Annotated in this window: 15 protein-coding genes; 13 read left to right on the top strand and 2 right to left on the bottom strand. The window is 68.5% G+C overall.

The features are described 5' to 3' along the window. Positions 1-13: 13 nt before the first annotated feature. The 6 genes from HWY37_RS04670 (at position 14) to HWY37_RS04645 (ending at position 7,482) form a co-directional block, all read left to right on the top strand. On the top strand, positions 14-1,372 hold the full coding sequence (locus tag HWY37_RS04670; RefSeq protein WP_175208761.1) for an MBL fold metallo-hydrolase RNA specificity domain-containing protein: 1,359 nt from the start codon (positions 14-16) through the stop codon (positions 1,370-1,372). Continuing rightward, complete coding sequence (locus HWY37_RS04665; RefSeq protein WP_246302185.1) at positions 1,369-2,886, top strand: thymidine phosphorylase family protein; 1,518 nt, start codon at positions 1,369-1,371, stop codon at positions 2,884-2,886. Before HWY37_RS04670 ends, HWY37_RS04665 begins: the two co-directional genes overlap by 4 nt. Before the next feature lie 110 nt (positions 2,887-2,996). After that, positions 2,997-3,500 carry a sigma-70 family RNA polymerase sigma factor gene (locus HWY37_RS04660; protein WP_176087971.1) on the top strand — a complete coding sequence of 168 codons (504 nt, stop codon included), beginning with the start codon at positions 2,997-2,999 and terminating at the stop codon, positions 3,498-3,500. Further along, the gene (locus tag HWY37_RS04655; RefSeq protein WP_176087970.1) at positions 3,487-4,467 is read left to right on the top strand and encodes a FecR family protein; all 981 of its coding nucleotides are present in this window, start codon (positions 3,487-3,489) and stop codon (positions 4,465-4,467) included. Before HWY37_RS04660 ends, HWY37_RS04655 begins: the two co-directional genes overlap by 14 nt. 158 nt (positions 4,468-4,625) lie before the next feature. Continuing rightward, the gene (locus tag HWY37_RS04650; RefSeq protein ID WP_176087969.1) at positions 4,626-7,016 is read left to right on the top strand and encodes a TonB-dependent receptor; all 2,391 of its coding nucleotides are present in this window, start codon (positions 4,626-4,628) and stop codon (positions 7,014-7,016) included. A 46-nt stretch (positions 7,017-7,062) separates the two neighbouring features. Then, positions 7,063-7,482, top strand: coding sequence for a hypothetical protein (locus HWY37_RS04645; RefSeq protein ID WP_176087968.1), 420 nt, complete (start codon positions 7,063-7,065; stop codon positions 7,480-7,482). Positions 7,483-7,497: 15 nt separating this feature from the next. Here HWY37_RS04645 and HWY37_RS04640 read toward each other — a convergent pair whose 3' ends face one another. Next, entirely contained in the window at positions 7,498-8,940 is a 1,443-nt protein-coding gene (locus HWY37_RS04640) for a M81 family metallopeptidase (RefSeq protein ID WP_176087967.1), read from the bottom strand. A gap of 449 nt (positions 8,941-9,389) precedes the next feature. On the opposite strand from HWY37_RS04640, the gene HWY37_RS04635 reads away from it, so the two are divergent. The 7 genes from HWY37_RS04635 to HWY37_RS04605 are packed head-to-tail and all read left to right on the top strand — an operon-like array spanning position 9,390 to position 17,837. Further along, entirely contained in the window at positions 9,390-10,829 is a 1,440-nt protein-coding gene (locus HWY37_RS04635) for a M81 family metallopeptidase (protein WP_175208747.1), read from the top strand. Positions 10,830-10,886: 57 nt separating this feature from the next. Beyond that, positions 10,887-12,467 carry an ABC transporter substrate-binding protein gene (locus HWY37_RS04630; RefSeq protein WP_176087966.1) on the top strand — a complete coding sequence of 527 codons (1,581 nt, stop codon included), beginning with the start codon at positions 10,887-10,889 and terminating at the stop codon, positions 12,465-12,467. A 34-nt stretch (positions 12,468-12,501) separates the two neighbouring features. Beyond that, on the top strand, positions 12,502-13,437 hold the full coding sequence (locus HWY37_RS04625) for an ABC transporter permease (protein ID WP_175208745.1): 936 nt from the start codon (positions 12,502-12,504) through the stop codon (positions 13,435-13,437). A gap of 19 nt (positions 13,438-13,456) precedes the next feature. Next, complete coding sequence (locus HWY37_RS04620) at positions 13,457-14,350, top strand: ABC transporter permease (RefSeq protein ID WP_176087965.1); 894 nt, start codon at positions 13,457-13,459, stop codon at positions 14,348-14,350. 9 nt (positions 14,351-14,359) lie between these two features. Beyond that, on the top strand, positions 14,360-15,430 hold the full coding sequence (locus HWY37_RS04615; RefSeq protein WP_175208743.1) for an ABC transporter ATP-binding protein: 1,071 nt from the start codon (positions 14,360-14,362) through the stop codon (positions 15,428-15,430). After that, a complete protein-coding gene (locus HWY37_RS04610) occupies positions 15,427-16,434 on the top strand; it encodes an ABC transporter ATP-binding protein (protein ID WP_176087964.1) in 1,008 nt (335 codons plus the stop codon). Before HWY37_RS04615 ends, HWY37_RS04610 begins: the two co-directional genes overlap by 4 nt. Further along, positions 16,431-17,837 carry an amidase gene (locus HWY37_RS04605; protein WP_175208741.1) on the top strand — a complete coding sequence of 469 codons (1,407 nt, stop codon included), beginning with the start codon at positions 16,431-16,433 and terminating at the stop codon, positions 17,835-17,837. Before HWY37_RS04610 ends, HWY37_RS04605 begins: the two co-directional genes overlap by 4 nt. A gap of 6 nt (positions 17,838-17,843) precedes the next feature. On the opposite strand, the gene HWY37_RS04600 is transcribed toward HWY37_RS04605, so the two are convergent. Further along, positions 17,844-18,821, bottom strand: coding sequence for a Bug family tripartite tricarboxylate transporter substrate binding protein (locus HWY37_RS04600; protein WP_176087963.1), 978 nt, complete (start codon positions 18,819-18,821; stop codon positions 17,844-17,846). Between the last annotated feature and the right edge of the window lie 32 nt (positions 18,822-18,853).

The raw sequence follows: 18,853 nt of genomic DNA, 5'->3' as shown, positions 1-18,853 counted from the left end.
CCACGAGGACACCATGCTCTCACTGACCTGCCTCGGCGGCGCCGGCACCGTCACCGGATCCAAACATCTCCTGAGCCACGAAGACACCCACCTGCTGGTGGACTGTGGCCTGTTCCAGGGCCTGAAGAACCTTCGGGAACTGAACTGGCAACGGCTGCCCTTTTCTCCGGCCAACATAGACGCGGTGGTGCTGACTCACGCCCATCTCGATCACTGCGGCTATCTGCCGCGGCTGGTGGTGGACGGTTTCAAGGGCAAGATCCACGCCACGCCCGCGACCCGCGACGTCGCCGAACTGATCCTGCTGGATAGCGCCAATCTCCAGGAAAAAGACGCCGACTTCGCCAACCGCAAGGGCTTTTCCAAACACAAGCCGGCGCTGCCGCTGTACCGCGTCGTGGACGCGGAGCGCGCGATGACGCACTTTTCGGACGTCGCGCTGCACCAGGAGACCGCCCTGCCCGGCGGCGCGAAGCTGACCCTGCGCCGCGCTGGTCATATCCTGGGCGCGTCCACCGCACAGATCGACATCGCCGGCATGCGCATGGTGTTCTCGGGCGACCTGGGCCGCTACAACGACCCCGTGATGCACGACCCCGAGCCCGTTCAGCGCGCCGACTACATCGTCATCGAATCCACCTACGGCAACCGCCGCCACGACACGGCCGATCCCATCGAAGCCTTGGCGGCCGTCATCGAACGCACCGTGCAGCGCGGCGGAACCGTCGTGATCCCCGCCTTTGCCGTCGGCCGCGCGCAGACCCTGATCTACGCGCTCTGGAAGCTGCGCCAGGCGGGCCGGCTGGAGAACATTCCGGTCTACCTGGACAGCCCCATGGCGACCAGCGCCACCGAACTGCTCGACCGCCACGCCAGCGAACACAAGCTGTCGGCGCGCGAGTACGACGCCGCCTGCTCCGCCGTGACCTATGTGCGCGACGTGGAGGAGTCCAAAACGCTGTCGGCCAACCGCTATCCCAAGATCATCATTTCGGCCAGCGGCATGGCCACCGGCGGACGGGTGCTGCACCACATCGCCGCCTTTGGCACCGACCACCGCAATACGCTGCTCTTTTCCGGCTTCCAGGCTGCGGGCACGCGCGGCCGCAAGCTGCTCAACGGCGCCACGGAAACCAAGATCTACGGCCAGTGGACGCCCATCAACGCCGAGATCGCCGAACTGCCCATGCTGTCGGCGCACGCCGACAGCGACGGGCTGATGCGCTGGCTGTCCGGATTTCATGAGGCGCCGCGGCGGGTCTTCATCGTCCATGGCGAGCCCGAGGCCTCCGAAGCCCTGCGCGAACGCATCCAGCGCGAACTCAACTGGCATGCCACCGTGCCGCTGCAGGACCAAAGGTACGAACTGTGAGCCGCGTCGCCGAACTGAAGCCGCCCGCGCTGCGCGCCACGCGCATGCGCCTGCACGCGCAGCACCAGCCCATCGCGCTGATGCGCGCCGACTGCCACGTCTGCCGCTCCGAGGGCCTGGCATCGCGCTCGCAGGTGCTGATCACGTCGAACGGCCACGAGGTGCAGGCCCAGCTTTACCAGATCGACAGCGACCTGCTGGCGCTGGATCAGGTCGCGCTATCCGAAGATGCCTGGGACGCCCTGGCGATACGCGACGGCGACAGCGTGCAAGTGCGGCACCCGCCGGTGCTGGAATCCCTGGCCGGCGTGCGCCAGCGCATCTACGGCCGCCGGCTGGGCGAAGAGGATCTGGCCGCCATCGTCCGCGACGTGGTGCGCGGCCGCTACACCGACGTGCACCTGTCGGCCTTCCTGACCGCCACGGCCACGCTGCCGCTGAGCATCGACGAAACCATCTTCCTGACCAAGGCCATGGTCGAGGTCGGCGACCGCCTGGGCTGGCAGGCTCCCATCGTGGTCGACAAACATTGCGTGGGCGGCCTGCCGGGCAACCGCACGACTCCGCTGGTGGTCGCCATCGCCGCGGCCAACGGCTTGGTCATGCCCAAGACCTCATCGCGCGCGATCACCTCGCCCGCCGGCACGGCCGACACCATGGAAATGCTGGCCCCGGTGGACCTGGACATGGACCAGCTGCGGCGCGTGGTCGAGGCCGAGGGCGGCTGCGTCGCCTGGGGCGGCGCCATGCACCTGAGTCCGGCCGACGACATTTTCGTACGGGTCGAGCGTGAGCTGGACATCGACACCGAGGGCCAGCTGATCGCCTCGGTGCTATCCAAGAAGATTGCCGCCGGCGCCACGCACGTGGTGATCGACATTCCTATCGGCCCCACCGCCAAGATCCGCAGCCGCGAGGCGGCCGAGCGTCTCGCGGGCCACATGATAGAGACGGCGTCCCGCTTCGGCCTGACCCTGCGCTGCCTGTACACCGACGGCAGCCAGCCCGTGGGCCGCGGCATCGGCCCGGCGCTGGAGGCCCGCGATGTGCTGGCCGTGCTGCACAACGAAGCCGACCAGCCGCAAGACCTGCGCGAACGCGCCGCGCTGGTGGCCGGCGCCGTGCTGGAAATCGGCGGCGCGGCGCCGCCTGGACAAGGCATTGCGCTGGCGCTACGCACGCTGGACAGCGGCCAGGCCTGGGAAAAATTCGCGCGCATCTGCGCGGCCCAGGGCGGGCTGCGCGAACCGCCGCGGGCCGCGCACGTCGAACCCCTGGTCGCGCTGCAGGCCGGCCGCGTGACCCATATCGACAACCGCAAGCTGTCGCGCCTGGCCAAGCTGGCCGGCGCGCCGGAACGGCCGGCCGCCGGCGTGTCCTTGCACGCGCGGCTGGGCGACGAGGTCGCGCGCGGGCAGCCCTGGCTGTATCTGCATGCGCAGACGCGCAGCGAGATGGCGTACGCGCTGGAGTATGCGCGGCACGCGGGGGACATCGTCACCATCGAAGCCTGAGGCGGGGCCGCGAGGTCTCGCCTGCTGCCGCAAGACCAAGGCGCCTCCGCCGGCTCGCTTTTCAATGCAAATAAAAAGCATTATCATGAAAGCCCAGCCGACCCCGCGCCATGTCATCACGTCCCCCCCGTTCGCAAGGCTTCCTGGCCTACTACGAAGAGCTGCTTGCGGTCTGGACCCGGAAGTTGGGCTGCCGCGATGCCGCTCGCGATCTCGCGCATGACGCCCTGGTCAAATGCCTGGAAACCGATCCCGAACGCGTGACGCAGCCGCGCGCCTATCTGCATCAGGCCGCGCGCAACATGGCCGTGGACAACTTCCGGCGGACGGACGGGCAAGAATGGGTACCGCTTGATACCATAGCCGGCCATCCCAGCGACTGGGGCGATCCCCTCGCCCAGGTCCGCACCGAACAACTGAGCCTGGCTTTGGAAACGGCGCTTGCCGAGCTGCCGCTCAAGTGCCGCCAGGTATTCGTCTGGCAGCGCCTGGAAGGCCTGACGCAAGCCGAGATCGCGGAACGCATGGGCCTGAGCAAGAACATGGTCGAGAAGTACATGATTCGCACCGCGTTGCATCTGCGCGAACGGCTGGGAGCCTATGCCCCGCACTGACAATCCACTCCAACCGCCCGAGACCGGCGCCGATCCTGTCCGCCAGGTGGCGGCACGCTGGTTCGCGCGCGCGCACTCCGGCGAATGGAACGCGGCCGCGCAGGCCGAACGCGATGCCTGGATTGCCGCGGATCCGCGCCACGCCGCCGAGTACCGAATGCTGGAATCGATCTGGCAAGCGGCCGCCACCGTTCCCGAGGAACGGCTGCGCGCGCTGGCGCAGGAGCCGCGGCGAGCGCAACGTCCGGCGCGCCGGTGGGCTCTGGGCCTGGGCTTGTGCATGGCGGCGGCAACGATTGCGGCGGGCCTCTGGCTGCACGCCGATCCCATGCAGGAATACCGCACGGCAGCCGGAGAACGGCGCAGCGTCACGCTTCCGGACGGATCCACCGCCGAACTGAACAGCCGCAGCCGGATCGAGGTCCGCTTCGACGGCGCCCGGCGCCTGGTCCTGCTGCAAGAAGGCGAAGCCCTGTTCGCGGTGGAAAAGGATGCCGCGCGGCCCTTCATCGTGGATGCAGGGCTGGGCAGCGCCAAGGTGACCGGCACCCGCTTCGACGTGAGCCGCGACGCGGACCAATTGCGCGTCGTGGTGGAGTCGGGTTCGGTTGAAGTGGCCGGCAGCGCGGACAAGACCGCAGTGCCCGTCCGCGCCGGCAGCGCGGTCCGCATCGATGTCAGCGGTCATGCCGGCGAGGTCCAGGCCTACCCTGTCGCCGCCGCGCTCGCCTGGCGCCAGGGCCAGATCGTATTCGCCGACACCGACCTGGCCAGCGCCGTGCGCGAGGTGTCGCGCTACCGGCAGCAGGCCATCACCCTGGCGCCGCGCCAGGGATTGGAAGCGCTGCGCCTGACCAGCGTGTTCCAGACCGCGGACACGGAAGCCTTCCTGACGGCCTTGCCGCACATCCTGCCCGTCGCGGTGCGGCGCCTGCCCGGCGGCCAGACCGAAATCGTCGCCCGCTGAGGCGGGCAGCCATCGCTGTTACAAAAAAAGCCGCCACGGCATTCAGGTATTTTCTGCGTATTGCGTCTTCTTCCTGATAACCAGGCGGGCATGGTGCCCGCCCACAGGCTTCAGGAGCACAGGAAGTGGATCGCAAAACATGGGGAAGGCGCGCGCGGATGCGAGGCCTGGCAACGACGGCGCTGGCGGCGGCGCTGATGACGGGAACCGCGGGCGCCCTGGCGCAGGCCGCGCCGGTAGCGATCAACATGCCCGCGCAATCGCTGGACCAGGCCTTGCGCACGCTGGCCCAGACCCACGGCTTGCAGATCTTCTATGCGCCGCAGACCGTCGCGGGCATGCAGGCGCCGGCCGTCTCTGGAACCATGACGCCGCAGCAGGCGCTGTCCGCGCTGTTGCAGGACCGGCCCTTGCGCGTGCGCCAGGACGGCGCCGCGACCATCATCGAGCCGGAAAGCGCGGGCCAGCCCCAGGTCATGGCGCCCATCGAAGTCTCCGCATCGCGCACGTCCAGCAATTTGGTCAGCCCGGTGCAGCAGACCATCGTGCTGGACCGCGATGCCTTGCAGGAACTGCGCACGGGTTCAGACAGCCTGGCCACCGTGCTCTCCAAGACCGTGCCCGGCATGGCCGACTCCAGCCGCACCATGACGGATTACGGCCAGACCCTGCGCGGCCGCGGCGTGCTGGTGCTGGTGGACGGCATTCCGCTCAACACCAACCGCGACTCTTCACGCAATCTGGCGAACATCAACCCTGCCACAATCGAGCGGGTCGAAGTGCTGCGCGGCAGCAGCTCGATCTACGGCGCCGGCGCAACCGGCGGCATCGTTTCCATCACCACCCGGCCAGCCGGCGGAGAACCGGTATCCGAGACCACGGTGACGGCGGTCAGCCCCCTGAGCCGCCTGCGCGCCGACGGCCTGGGCGGACAGCTGCAGCAGCACTTCGCGGGCAGCCAGGGCATGGTGGACTATTCGCTGGACCTGGGCGCCCGTCACAACGGCGCCTCGTATGACGCGCAGGGCAGGCGCATCGCGCCCGAGCCCAGCCAGGGCGATCTGTTCGACTCCAACATCTACAGCCTGGGCGGCAAGCTGGGATTGCGCATCGACGACAAGCAGCGCCTGCAACTGTCCGCCAGCTACTACAACGCGGACCAGGACTCCGACTACACCTCGGATCCTTCCGTCGGCCGCCTGCCGCCGGGATCGGCGCGCGCGCTGCCCATGAGCGGGCTGCAACTGGCCGACCAGAACCAGATCCGCAACACGCTGCTGAACCTGGAATACGAACACCTGAACCTGCTGGGCAGCAAGGTCACGGCGCAGATGTACTACCGCGACTACTTCACCCGCTTCACGCCCTTCGACGCCCGCGCCGTCGTCACGCGCGGCAACAACGTCGACCAGGTGACGCAGAACACCAAGGTGTTCGGCAGCCGACTCACCGTGGACACGCCGCTGGGCGAGCAATCCAAGGTGCTGTGGGGCGCGGACTTCAATCAGGAACGCAGCGACATGCCGATCGACATCTTCGATCCGGTGGCCTACGACCGCAGCGGCGGACGGGTATTCAACAGGATCGGCAGCCTCACCTACATGCCCGAATTGACGACCCGCAGCACCGGTCTCTTCGCGCAGCTTGAACACCGCTTCAACGAGCAATGGTCGGTGCAGGGAGGCGCGCGCTACGAATACGCCTCCGCGCGGTTCGGCGATTTCGTGCCCCTGTCGCAGCTGCGCGTGCCCTCGCCCGCCACGGTCCAGGGAGGCTCCGTCAACTATGACGCGCTGCTGTGGAACGTCGGCGTCGCCTACGCGCCCGTGCGCGGCCAGGAGCTCTACGCAAACTTCAGCCAGGGCTTCCAGCTGCCCGACATCGGGGTCCAGATGCGCAATGCGCGCCCGGGCTTCGACATCGGCTCGTCGGACCTGCAGCCGGTCAAGACCAACAACTACGAGCTGGGCTGGCGCGGCGGCGCGGGCAACACCTCAGCGTCCCTGGCCGTGTTCTACACCACGTCGAAACTCGGCGACGTGCAGAGCTTCAACAATGGCCTGATCCTCACGCGCACGGAAGAGCGCATCTACGGCGTCGAAGGCACCATCGACACCAGCACCGACGACGAGAAATGGGGCGCCGGCGGCACCTTCACCTGGATGAAGGGCCGCGAGCAACCGGATGGCGGCAGCTGGCAAGGCATGACCGGCTACCGGGTTCCGCCGCTCAAGCTGACGGCCTATCTGCAATACCGGCCGAACGAGCGCTGGAGCGGCCGCGTGCAGGCCAATTACTTCGGCGCCAAGGACTATCGCCTGGACGGCAAGGAGAGCTTCGGCCGCAGGGACGTGAACAGCTACTTCACCGTGGATCTCATGGGCCGCTATCAGCCCGACCCGCGCAACACCTTCATCCTCGGCGTCGAGAACCTGTTCAACCGCGACTACTACCCACTGTACAGCCAGCTGTTGCGCAGCAATACCAACACCAGCCGGCTCCCGGCCGCGGGAGCCGTGCTGACGCTGACCTACCAGCACCGGTGGTGACGCGCCAGCTCATTTTTCTTTATGCTTGCCGGCGGCTTCCCCCGCAATGGCCGCAACAATGCATCCGCGTCAGTTCATTCTCCTGCTCATCCTCGGCTGCGCCACGGCCCTCGTCATCGGCCTGGCCGTCGCGCTGCGCCAGCGCAAGCTCAAGCTTGCCCTGGCCTGGGGCTCGCTGGGCCTGCTGTTCAGCGCCGGCTTTGTGCTGGTCTGGGCGTCGCTGGTGGATCCGGGGCTGCAGCAGCTCTTCGTTGACTCCAAGGAAGCCACGGACGCCGCCTCCCTGGCGGCGCCCCTGGCTTGGCTGACGCTCTGCGCCGCGGCCTGCGCCTATGCCGTCGGCAGGTTCCGCGGCAAGGCGCAATCGATCAGCTTCTTCGCTGCCAGCCTCATCAGCTGGCCCGCGTGGCTGGCGATAGCCGTCCTCATGATCGCGCTGGCCTCGATGCCCGCGGTCCGCTACTGATCCCGCGCGACACGATCAGGCGATAGGCCACTTCGGCAGCCTAGCCTTGCGGTAGGGCAGGCTGCGCCAGTCCGGGCTGGCCGAACCGGGCGCCGCCACGTACAGCACGGCCTTGGCCAAGGGCGCGTACTTGGCATGGAAATGATGCGCGGACTTCACCACGATCAGGCGTTGGGCCGTCAGGTCGCAGCCCAGCTGGGTGAACAGGTCGGTGTGATAAGCCTGGGTGCGCAGCGACACCAGCGCGACCAGGATGCCGTCCACGTCCACCAGCGAGCAGTCGCCCAGGGCGATGCGGGTATTGGAGTTGCCCGTCATAGTCATGTCGGCATGCGTGGCCACCACGACGCAGCGCGCGTCCACGGGGTTGCCGGACAGCGGTCCCACCTTGCCGCCGATGCGCAGGTCCAGCGTGGCGCCGGGACCGGCGTCGAAGGCGATGCGCGCCGCCACCGGATCCCACAGGGGACCGATGGCCGCATTGCGTATGCCGCGTTCGCGCATCCTGGCCAGCAGATAGGTGGAATCGCCGGCGGCGCCGCTGCCGGGATTGTCCGAGCGGTCGGCCAGCACGATGGGGCCGTCACCGAAGGCCAGGGCTTCGTCCAGCGCCTGGTCCACGCTGCGGTACGGCACCATCAGCTGTTCGCGCATGGCGATGAGTTCGTCGGCCAGCTGGCGCGCCAGCATCTGGGCGCGGGCCGCGTCGCCGTCGCCGTAGACCAGCACCTTGGTGCCCATTTCCGGCACGTCGCCGGTGGCGAAGCCTTGCGCCGCCGAGATCGACAGGATGCCGTCGCGGCCTTCCAGCGCCTTGATGCGGCTGACGAAGCCCTGCGCCGGTTCGCGGGTGGTGTGCATCGGCACGATCATTTCGCAATCGACCAGCGCGGCCACCGGCCGCGTGCGGCCGGCCTGCGCGTCCAGGCACAAGGCCAGCAGGTCCTCGGCGCGCTCCAGCACATCGGTGTGCGGATATTCCTTGAACAGGACCAGCACCGTGGCCTGTTCCACCATCAGCGGCGTCAGATGCGCGTGCGGATCCAGTTCCGCGCCCACCACCACGCCGGGTCCGACGATCTCGCGCACTCGGCGCAGGATGTCGCCCTCGCAATCGTCGTAGCCGTCGGCCACCATGGCGCCGTGCAGGCCCAGCAGCACCATGTCCACCGGCAGCGCCGCGCGCAGGTCGGCCAGCAGCTCGTCGCGCAAGGTCTCATAGGCCGCGCGCGTGGTGGTGCCGCCGGGCTGGGCCGAAGCGACCAGCCCTTCGACCAGCGTCCAGCCGCCCTCGCCTGCGCCCTGGCGCGCAGCCCACAGCGGCCCCGCATAGAACGTCATGTGGTCGGGATGGGTGCCGCCGGGCAGGTATTCGCGCGACTTGAAGGCGGCCAGGCCGGTAGGCAAAGGCGAGAACGTGTTGGTTTCGGTGGCGAGGGCGCCGGTGAATATGCGCATGGGCGACTCCAGGGCGCGGCGCGCCGCTAGCGGTTTGAAGATAGCGGGCCCGGCGGCATGTCCGCCGGCCCGCAACAGCTCCAGATTCTGAGCGCCGCCCGCCCGGCCTGCCAATTCCAAATCATGAACTGTCCATAACCTTTCATATGCGCGCGCGAGGGCTTCCGGCCGGCCTATCGTTTTCCCTTAAAAGCTGCCGATCTGCGCGCTTTTCACCGCGATTTTCCCCGAAAAAGCGCACACCATAACCTTGGGTTATCCATGGGAACACGTTAGCTATTTGTGCCGCGCTGGTGTGCCGCCGATCATCCGCGGTACGGAGCGCAGTGCCCCCTTTTCGTGTGGCGGCAGTGACGGACATCCGATCCATACAAGGGGAAAACTATGTCGTCGTACTGGACCGCCGCGCGCGCCGCGGCGCATGCAGCAGCCTGTCCGGGAGCCCGCGCATGAAGATCTTCAGCGCCGGCCTGGGCACGGAAACCAATACCTTCGCCCCCATGCCCACCAGCCTCGCCGCCTTCCAGGACCGCGACTACTACCCGGCGGGCACGCATCCGGACACGGTGACCTTCGCCGGCGCGCCGCTGTATGTGGCACGCCAGCGCGGCCGCGAAGCCGGCTGGACCCTGGCCGAAGGCCTGGTCACCTCCGCCCAGCCCGGCGGCACGACCATCCGCAGCGCCTACGAGACGCTGCGCGACCAGATCCTGGCGGACCTGCGGGCGGCCATGCCGGTGGACATGGTGCTGCTGGGCCTGCACGGCGCCATGGTGGCCGACGGCTATGACGATTGCGAGGGCGACATCCTGCGCCGAGTGCGCGAGATCGTCGGCCCCGACGTGGTGGTGGGCGCGGAGCTGGACCCGCACGCCCACCTGAGTCCGCTGATGGTGGAACAGGCCACGGTGCTGGTGCTGTTCAAGGAATATCCGCACACCGACATCCGCGAACGCGCGGAAGACCTGCTGGCCTTGTGCCTGGACGCGCAGGCCGGCCGCACGCGGCCCGTGGCCGCGCTGGTCGATTGCGAAATGATCGTGCCGATGCACACCACCCGCGAACCGGCGCAGGGCTTCGTCAGCCGCATCAAGGCGCTGGAAGGCCGCGACGGCATCCTGTCGATCTCGGCGGCGCAAGGCTTCGCCACCGGCGACGTGCCGGAAATGGGCACCAAGGTACTGGTCTACGCCGACGGCGACGCGGCCCGCGCCCGGACGCTGGCGCGCCAGCTGGCCGATGAACTCATCGCCATGCGCGAACAGCTGATGGTGCCGTACCGCAGCGTGGACCAGGCGCTGGACGAAGCCCTGGCCTTCGGCGACGGTCCTGTGGTGCTGGCCGACCGGCCGGACAATCCCGGCAGCGGCGCGCCCGGCGACGCCACCTTCGTGCTGCGCCGCATGCTGGAACGCGGCGTGACCAACGCGGCGCTGGGCCCCATGTGGGATCCGGTGGCGGCGCGCATCGCCTTCGATGCCGGCCCCGGCGCCGTGCTGGACCTGCGCATCGGCGGCAAGGTCGGCCCGCTGTCCGGCGATCCGCTGGACCTGCGCTGCACGGTCAAGGCCATCCACGCCGAAATGATCATGACGGGCCTGTCCGGCGCGCCGGCGGCCATGGGCGACTGCGCGCTGGTCGAGGCCGACGGCATCGAGATCGTGCTGACCTCGCTGCGCAACCAGGCCATCAACATGGACCTGTTCACGCAGCTGGGCTGCGACCTTGCCTCCAAGCGCATCGTGGTGGTCAAGTCGGCCCAGCATTTCCATGCCTCGTTCTCGAAGGTCGCCCGCCACATCATCTATGTCGGCGGCAAGGGCGTCGCCACGCCCGACTGGAAGACGCTCACGTACCGCAATATCCGGCTGCCCAAGTGGCCGCTCTGACAACCAGCCGGCGCGCTGACGCCGGCAACTCCATAAACACGATGGGAGCCTAGCGCGATGAAAAAACGCCTGCTTTGCCTGTTCTCGACGGCCACGCTCGGCCTGGCCTTTACCTTTGGCGCCGCCCCGGCGCACGCGCAGGCCAAGACCCTGCGCATCGTGCCGCACGCCGACCTGAAGGTGCTGGACCCGACCTTCACCACCGCCTACATCACGCGGAACTTCGGCTACATGGTGTACGACACGCTGTTCGCGATGGACTCGCACAGCAAGCCGCAGCCGCAGATGGTCGAAAAGTACCAGGCCAGCGACGATAAGAAGAACTGGACCTTCACGCTGCTGCCCGGCCTGAAGTTCAGCGACGGCCAGCCGCTGACCACCGCCGACGTGATCGCGTCGCTGCAGCGCTGGTCCGCGCGCGACAACATCGGCCAGGCCATCACCCGCGCCGGCGGCAAGTGGGAAGCGGTCGACGACAAGACCTTCAAGCTGACGCTGGACCAGCCGTTCGACCTGGTGCTCGAAGGCCTGGCGAAGGTGTCCAGCTATCCGGCGTTCATCCTGCCCCAGCGCCTGGCCTCGCAGCCGGCCGACCGCCCGCTGACCGAGGTCGTGGGCTCCGGCCCCTACGTCTTCAAGCGCGCCGAATGGGTGCCCGGCAGCAAGATCGTGTTCGAACAGAACCCGAACTATGTCGGCCCCAAGGCCCAGGCCGACGGCCTGGCCGGCAACAAGACCCCGCACATCCCGCGCGTGGAATGGCGCGTGCTGCCCGATTCCAACAGCGCCACGGCCGCGCTGACCAACGGCGAAGTCGACATGATCGAACAGGCGCCGGCGGACTACATCGACGCCTTGCGCGGCAACAAGAACGTCAAGATCGGCGTGATGGAACGCGCCCAGGGCTACATCATCCTGAACCAGTCCCTGCCGCCGTTCAACAACGAGAAGGCGCGCCAGGCCGTCGCGCATCTGGTGGACCAGGACAAGTTCACCGCCGCCATGGGCTACCCCGACGACCTGCGCATGAAGTACTGCGCCACGGTCTTCATCTGCGGCGGCCCCAACGACACCAACGCCGGCGCGGCACCCTACGCCAAGCCCGATCCCGCCCTGGCCAAGAAGCTGCTGGCCGAAGCCGGATACAAGGGCGAGAAGATCGCGATCCTGCTGCCCACCGACCTGGCCTACCTGAACTCCGCCACCCTGGTCGCCATCCAGGCGCTGCAGGACATCGGCGTCAACCTCGACATCCAGTCCATGGACTGGGCCACGCTGACCGCCCGCCGCGCCCGCAAGGAACCGATAGACAAGGGCGGCTGGAACATCTTCCTGTCGGCCGCGTCCGAGTTCAACGTCGACTCGCCCATCAGCAACACCTACCTGGGCGCGGTGTGCGGCAACAGCCTGCCGGGCTGGCCCTGCGACAAGAAGCTGGACGAACTGCGCGCCCAGTGGATCGCGGCCACCAGCTCGGACGAGCGCAAGCGCGTGCTCGACCTGTTCCAGGAGCGCGCCTATGAAGTCTTCCCCGCGATCTCGGTGGGCCAGTATTCGCGGGCATTCGCCTCGCACAACAGCCTGAAGAACGCGGAAAAGATCTGGAGCCTGCCGAACCTGTGGGTGCTGGACAAGTAGTCCGCCTTCAGCCTAATCGATACGCGAGACAACCATGGGTTACATCATCCGGCGAGTGCTAGCCATCGTGCCTGTCATGGCAGTGGTGGCGGTGATCGTCTTCCTGCTGATCCACCTGTCGCCGGGAGACCCGGCAGCGCTCATCGCCGGGGATTTCGCCTCCGCCGACGACATCGCCAAGCTGCGCCTGGCGCTGGGCCTGGACGAGCCGCTGTGGCGGCAGTTCGGGCTGTGGGCGGGCAAACTGCTGCAAGGCGACCTGGGCACGTCCATCTTCACCCACGTGCCCGTGACGCAGCTGTTGGCGCAGCGGGTGGAACCCACGTTGTCCATTGCCGCGCTCACGATGCTGGTCTCCATCATCGTGGCCGTGCCGCTGGGCGTGCTGGCCGCCTACCGCGCCGGCACCTGGATCGACCGCCTGGTGATGCTGTTCGCCGTGCTGGCGTTCTCGGTGCCGGTGTTCCTGGTCGGCTACCTGCTGATCTACGGCTTCGCCATCAAGCTGCAATGGCTGCCGGTGCAGGGCTATGTCAGCCTGTCCGAGGGCGTGGGTCCCTGGCTGCGCAACCTGACCCTGCCCTGCATCAACCTGGCGCTGGTGTATATCGCGCTGATCACCCGCATGACCCGCGCGACCGTGGTGGAAGTGCTGCACGAGGACTACATCCGCACGGCCCGCGCCAAGGGGCTGGCCGTGCTGCCCGTGCTGGAGCATGCGCTGCGCAATGCCGCCATTCCCATCGCCACCACGGTGGGCGTGGGCATCGCGCTGCTGATCGGCGGCGTGGTCGTGACCGAGACGGTGTTCGCCATTCCCGGCATCGGCCGCCTGGTGATCGACGCGGTCCAGCACCACGACTATCCGGTGATCCAGAGCGTGCTGCTGCTATCCGCCGGCACCTACGTGGTGATCAATCTGCTGATCGACCTCAGCTACCGGCTGTTCGATCCTCGCATCCGTTACTGAGCCGCCGCAGGAAAGAATCATGTCAGAAAGTTCGATTTCCACCAGCCCGCCCGTGGTGCTGCACGAGGCGCTCAGCGCCAGCGGCCGCCGCTGGCGCTGGGTACGCAAGCACCCCACCCTGATCCTGGGCCTGGCGCTGCTGCTGATCGTCGCGGGCCTGGCCATCGCCGCGCCCTGGATCGCCACGCACAACCCCATCAACATCAATCCGCTGCAACGGATGAAGCCGCCTTCGGCCGAGCACTACTTCGGCACCGACGCGCTGGGCCGCGACGTGTTCAGCCGCGTGGTCTGGGGCGGCCGCGTGTCGCTGGTGGTGGCCATCGTGGTGGCGCTGATCGCCACCGCCGTCGGCGTGGTGCTGGGCCTGCTGGCGGGCTTCGTGCGCTGGGCCGACGCCATCATCATGCGCATCATGGACGGCATGATGGCCATCCCCGACATCCTGCTGGCCATCGCCCTGATGGCCGTGATCCGCGCCAGCCTGACCACGGTGGTCATCGCCATCGCCATTCCGCAGGTGCCGCGCGTGGTGCGCCTGGTGCGCTCGCTGGCGCTGACGCTGCGCGAGCAGCTCTACGTCGAGGCCGCCCACGCCGTGGGCACGCGCCTGCCGGTGATCCTGCGCCGCCACGTGCTGCCCAACATGGTCACGCCGCTGGTGGTGCAGGCCACGTTCATCGCCGCCACCGCGGTGCTGACCGAGGCGGTGCTGTCGTTCCTGGGCGTAGGCGTGCCGGCCCAGGTTCCCAGCTGGGGCAACATGATGGCCGACGCCCGCAACTACGTGGCGGTGGCGTTCTACACCATCCTGTATCCCGGCATCCTGCTGGCCATCACCGTGCTGGCGATCAACCTGATGGGCGACGGCCTGCGCGATGCGCTCGACCCCCGCCTGACCAACCAACGCTAGGAGCACGCCATGGCAATCTCTCCCGCCGCCGTCGCCCCTGGCGACGTGCTGCTCGAAGTCGACAACCTGCGCACCTACTTCGATACCGTGTCCGGCACCGTGCGCTCGGTGGACGGCGTGTCCTACCAGGTGCGGGCAGGCCGCACGCTCGGCGTGGTCGGCGAGTCCGGCTGCGGCAAGAGCGTCACGGCGCTGTCCATCCTGCGGCTGATCCCCACGCCGCCCGGGCGCTATGCCGGCGGCCAGATCCGCTATCGCGGCACGGACCTGCTGGGCCTGACCGAAAAGCAGATGCGCCAGATCCGCGGCAACCGGATCTCGATGATCTTCCAGGAACCGATGACCTCGCTGAACCCCGTGCTGACGGTGGGCCGGCAGATCGCGGAAACGGTGATGCTGCACCAAAAGCTCGGCCGCCGCGAGGCCTACCGCCGCGCCGAGGAAATGCTGCGCCTGGTGCAGATCGCCGAACCCGAGCGGCGCGTGCACGAGTATCCGTACCAGCTGTCCGGCGGCATGCGCCAGCGCGTGATGATCGCGCTGGCCCTGGCCTGCAATCCCGAGGTGCTGATCGCCGACGAGCCGACAACGGCGCTGGACGTGACCATCCAGGCGCAGATCGTGGACCTGCTGCGCAGCCTGCAGCGGGACCTGGGCATGGGCATCGTGCTGATCACCCACGACCTGGGCGTGGTGGCCGAATGCTGTGACCGCGTGGCCGTGATGTACGCCGGCCGCAAGGTCGAGGAAGCCCCCGTCACCGAACTGTTCGACCGGCCCCTGCACCCGTACACGCGGGCGCTGATGGCGTCGATGCCGTCGATGAACACCTCGACGCAGCGCCTGGCCGAAATTCCCGGCATGGTGCCTGCGCCCAGCGAGCTGGGCAAGGGCTGCAGCTTCGCCCCGCGCTGCGCCTACGCCACCGAACGCTGCCGCGCCGAAGCGCCGGAACTGATGGAACATGGCAGCGACCACGTGGTCGCCTGTCACGAAGCGGCGCGCGTCGCCGCGCAACCCGCCCCGCAGGCGGCGGCTTCCGCGACGCCTGGCGCCGCCCTGACTGGAGTCCAAGCATGAGCGCCCGCAACGAGCCCGCCGTCCCGGTCACGCCCTTGCTGGACGTGCGCGACCTGAAGATGCACTACCCCGGCGCGGGCGGCTGGTTCAAGCCGCGCCGCAAGGTCATCCAGGCCGTGGACGGCGTGTCGTTCACCGTGGACAAGGGCGAAACCCTGGCGCTGGTGGGCGAATCCGGCTGCGGCAAGACCACCACCGGAAAATCGGTGCTACGCCTGATCCAGCCGACCTCGGGATCGGTGCGGCTGGAAGGCGAGGAAATCCTGGCGCTGTCGGCCGAGCAGATGCGTACCCGCCGGCGCGACATGCAGATCATCTTCCAGGATCCGTACGCGTCGCTGAACCCCAGGCTGACGGCAGGCGACATCGTCGGCGAGCCGCTGCAGAACTTCCCGGCCTCCGGCGGCCGCTCGCGTGCCGATGAGATCGCCTGGCTGTTCTCCAAGGTCGGCCTGCGTCCGGAGGCGATGAAAAAGTTTCCGCACGAGTTCTCCGGCGGCCAACGGCAGCGCCTGGGCATCGCGCGCGCGCTGGCGCTGCGGCCCAAGCTGATCGTGTGCGACGAGCCGGTGTCGGCACTGGACGTGTCGGTGCAGGCGCAGGTGATCAACCTGCTGATGGACCTGCAAGAGGAAATGGGCATCGCCTACCTGTTCGTGGCGCATGACCTGGCCGTGGTGCGCCACATCAGCCACCGCGTGGCGGTGATGTACCTGGGTCGCATCGTCGAGGTCGCCGACCGCGACACGCTGTTCTCGCGTCCGCTGCATCCCTACACCGAGATCCTGCTGTCGGCCGTGCCGGTCCCGGATCCGCACAAGCCCGCGCAGCGCAAGCTGCTGCAAGGCGATCCGCCCAGCCCGGCCAATCCGCCCAGTGGCTGCCGCTTCCACACGCGCTGTCCGCTGGCGCAGCCGGTCTGCAAGGAACAGCAGCCGGCCCTGGCGCAGCGCGCCGGCGACTCGGACGCCGGGCAGCACTGGGTGGCGTGCCACTTCCGATGAACGCGCCACGCCTGCTGGCCGGACCGCTGGCGCATGGCGATCCCGTCTTCGGCCGCGGCATCGCCGAGCTGCAAGCGGCCATGGCGGCCGGCAGCCTCAGCGCCGTGGAACTGGTACGCGCCTATCTGGCGCGCATCGCCGCCTACGACCAGGCCGGGCCTGCGCTGAATGCGGTGCTGGCCCTGAACCCGCAGGCATTGGACGAGGCCGGACAGCGCGACGCCGCCCGCCAGCGCGGCGCGGCGCTGGGCCCGCTGCACGGCATTCCGCTACTGCTCAAGGACAACATCGACGTCGCCGGCATGCCCGCCACCGCGGGTTCGCTGGCGCTGGCGCAGCGCCGGCCGCAGCGCGACGCCGAGGTCGTGCGCCGCTTGCGCGCGGCCGGCGCCGTGGTGCTGGGCAAGACCACGCTGCACGAACTGGCTTGCGGCATCACCAATGTATCCTCGCTCTCCGGCCGCACGCGCAACGCCTATGATGCCGCCCGCGTGCCGGGCGGCTCCAGCGGCGGCAGCGCCGTGGCGGCGGCATCCTGCTACGCGGCGGCAGCCATCGGCACCGACACCAGCGGCTCGATCCGCATTCCGGCGGCCTTCAACCAGGTCTGGGGATTGCGGCCCACGGCCGGGCGCCACGACAACGCCGGCGTGGTGCCCTTGTCGCCCACGCTGGACACGGTAGGCCCCCTGGCCCGCAGCCATGCCGATCTCTCGGCGCTGTGGTCGGCGATGTCCGATCCCGACGAACAGGATGACGCCCGCCGCGCGGATCAGGGCTGGCGCATAGGCGCGCTGGACGCTTTCTTCGGCCGCGCCGATGCAGAACAGGAAGAGGTATCCCGGCATGTCCGGATGGCGCTCGCCGGCTGGCAGTCCGGCGGCGCGCACGTTCAACCGGTGGCTCTTGACCTGGAAGACACGCGCCTGACGGCCGCCAACGTCACCGGCTACGAGTTCCGCGACGCGCTGGCCGCCTGCCTGCGCGATGCGGGCCTGCCCGTGCGCAGCCTGGGCGACATCCTGGACGGCGGCTATGCCCATCCCGAAGTCGCGCCGCTGCTGCGCGAGCGCGATGCGCTGCGCGACGCGGACGGCACCGCGCGCCTGGCGGTGCTGGCGCGCGCCCGCGCCTTGCGCGACGAGATATTGGCATCGATGGAGCGGGACCGGCTGGACCTGCTGGCCTATCCCAGCGTGCGCGGCGCGCCCGTGCTGCTGGGCGAACCGCAGCGCGGCGGCAATGGCCTGCTGGCGGCGGTGACGGGTCTGCCGGCCTTGAGCGTGCCCATGGGCTTCACCGCCAGCGGCATTCCCGTCGGCCTGGAACTGCTGGGCCCCGCGGGCAGCGAACGCCTGCTGTTGCAGGCGGCGCGGCGCTTCGATGCCCGCGGGCGCGGCTAAGCCGCGTCATTCCGGCTGTATGCCAGCCTGCTGCACTTTCTCGCCCCAGACCTTCAGCTGCTGCGCCACGAACGGCCCCAGCTTCTCGGCCGGCGCCGGCGTGGGCTCCGCGCCCATCTGGGTGAGCTTCTGCTTCACGTCCTCGGACGACACGACGGCATAGAGTTCGTCCGCCAGCCGCTTGCTGACCGGCGCGGGCATCTTGGCCGGGCCGAAGATGCCGACCCAGGCCGCCAGGTCGAAGCCCGGCTGCCCCAGCGCCTCCGACATGCTGGGCAGGTCCGGCGCCAGCGCGCTGCGCTTCTCGGTGGTGACGGCCAGCGCCTTGAGGCTCCCAGCCTTGATCTGCCCCGCCGCCGAAGCCAGGTCCACGAACATGAAGGTCGAGCGGCCGCCGATGATGTCGGTCATGGCCTGCGGCGTGCTCTTGTAGGGAATGGCGGCGGCGCGCATGGACGTCAGCTTGTCGAACGACGCGGCCGAGATCTGCCCGGTGCTGTTGCCATAGGCGTAATTGACCTTGTCGGGATTGGCCTTGCTGTACTTGAGCAGCTCCTGCACGCTGGATACGCCGAGCTTGTCGCTGACCACCAGCACGAAGGGAAAGTTGCACACCTGCGCCAGGGGCGTGAAATCCTTGAGCGGATCGTAGCGCAGGCTCTTGTACAGGAAGGGGTTGGACGAATGCGTGGTGTTGGTGGCCAGCATGATGGTGTAGCCATCGGGCTGGGACCGCGCCACCAGATCGGCCGCGACCTGCCCGGACGCGCCCGGGCGGTTCTCGACGATGACCACCTGGCCCAGCCGCGTCTGCAGCCGTTCGGCGATCATCCTGGCGACGATGTCGCTGGCGCTGCCCGGCCCGAATGCGGTGATCATCTTGATGGGCTGCTGACTCGGGAAGTCGGCGGCCGCGGCGGCCGACGCCGCCCCCAGGAACACGGCGACGGCGGCACATAGCCGTCTTGCTGCGGAATGCATCATCTCAGTCTCCTTTGGTGATACGCCGCCCTTGT

Origin of the sequence: Achromobacter anxifer, from assembly GCF_903652925.1 — a bacterium.
Lineage (GTDB): Bacteria > Pseudomonadota > Gammaproteobacteria > Burkholderiales > Burkholderiaceae_B > Achromobacter > Achromobacter anxifer.
This window is presented reverse-complemented; position numbering and strand designations above follow the sequence as displayed.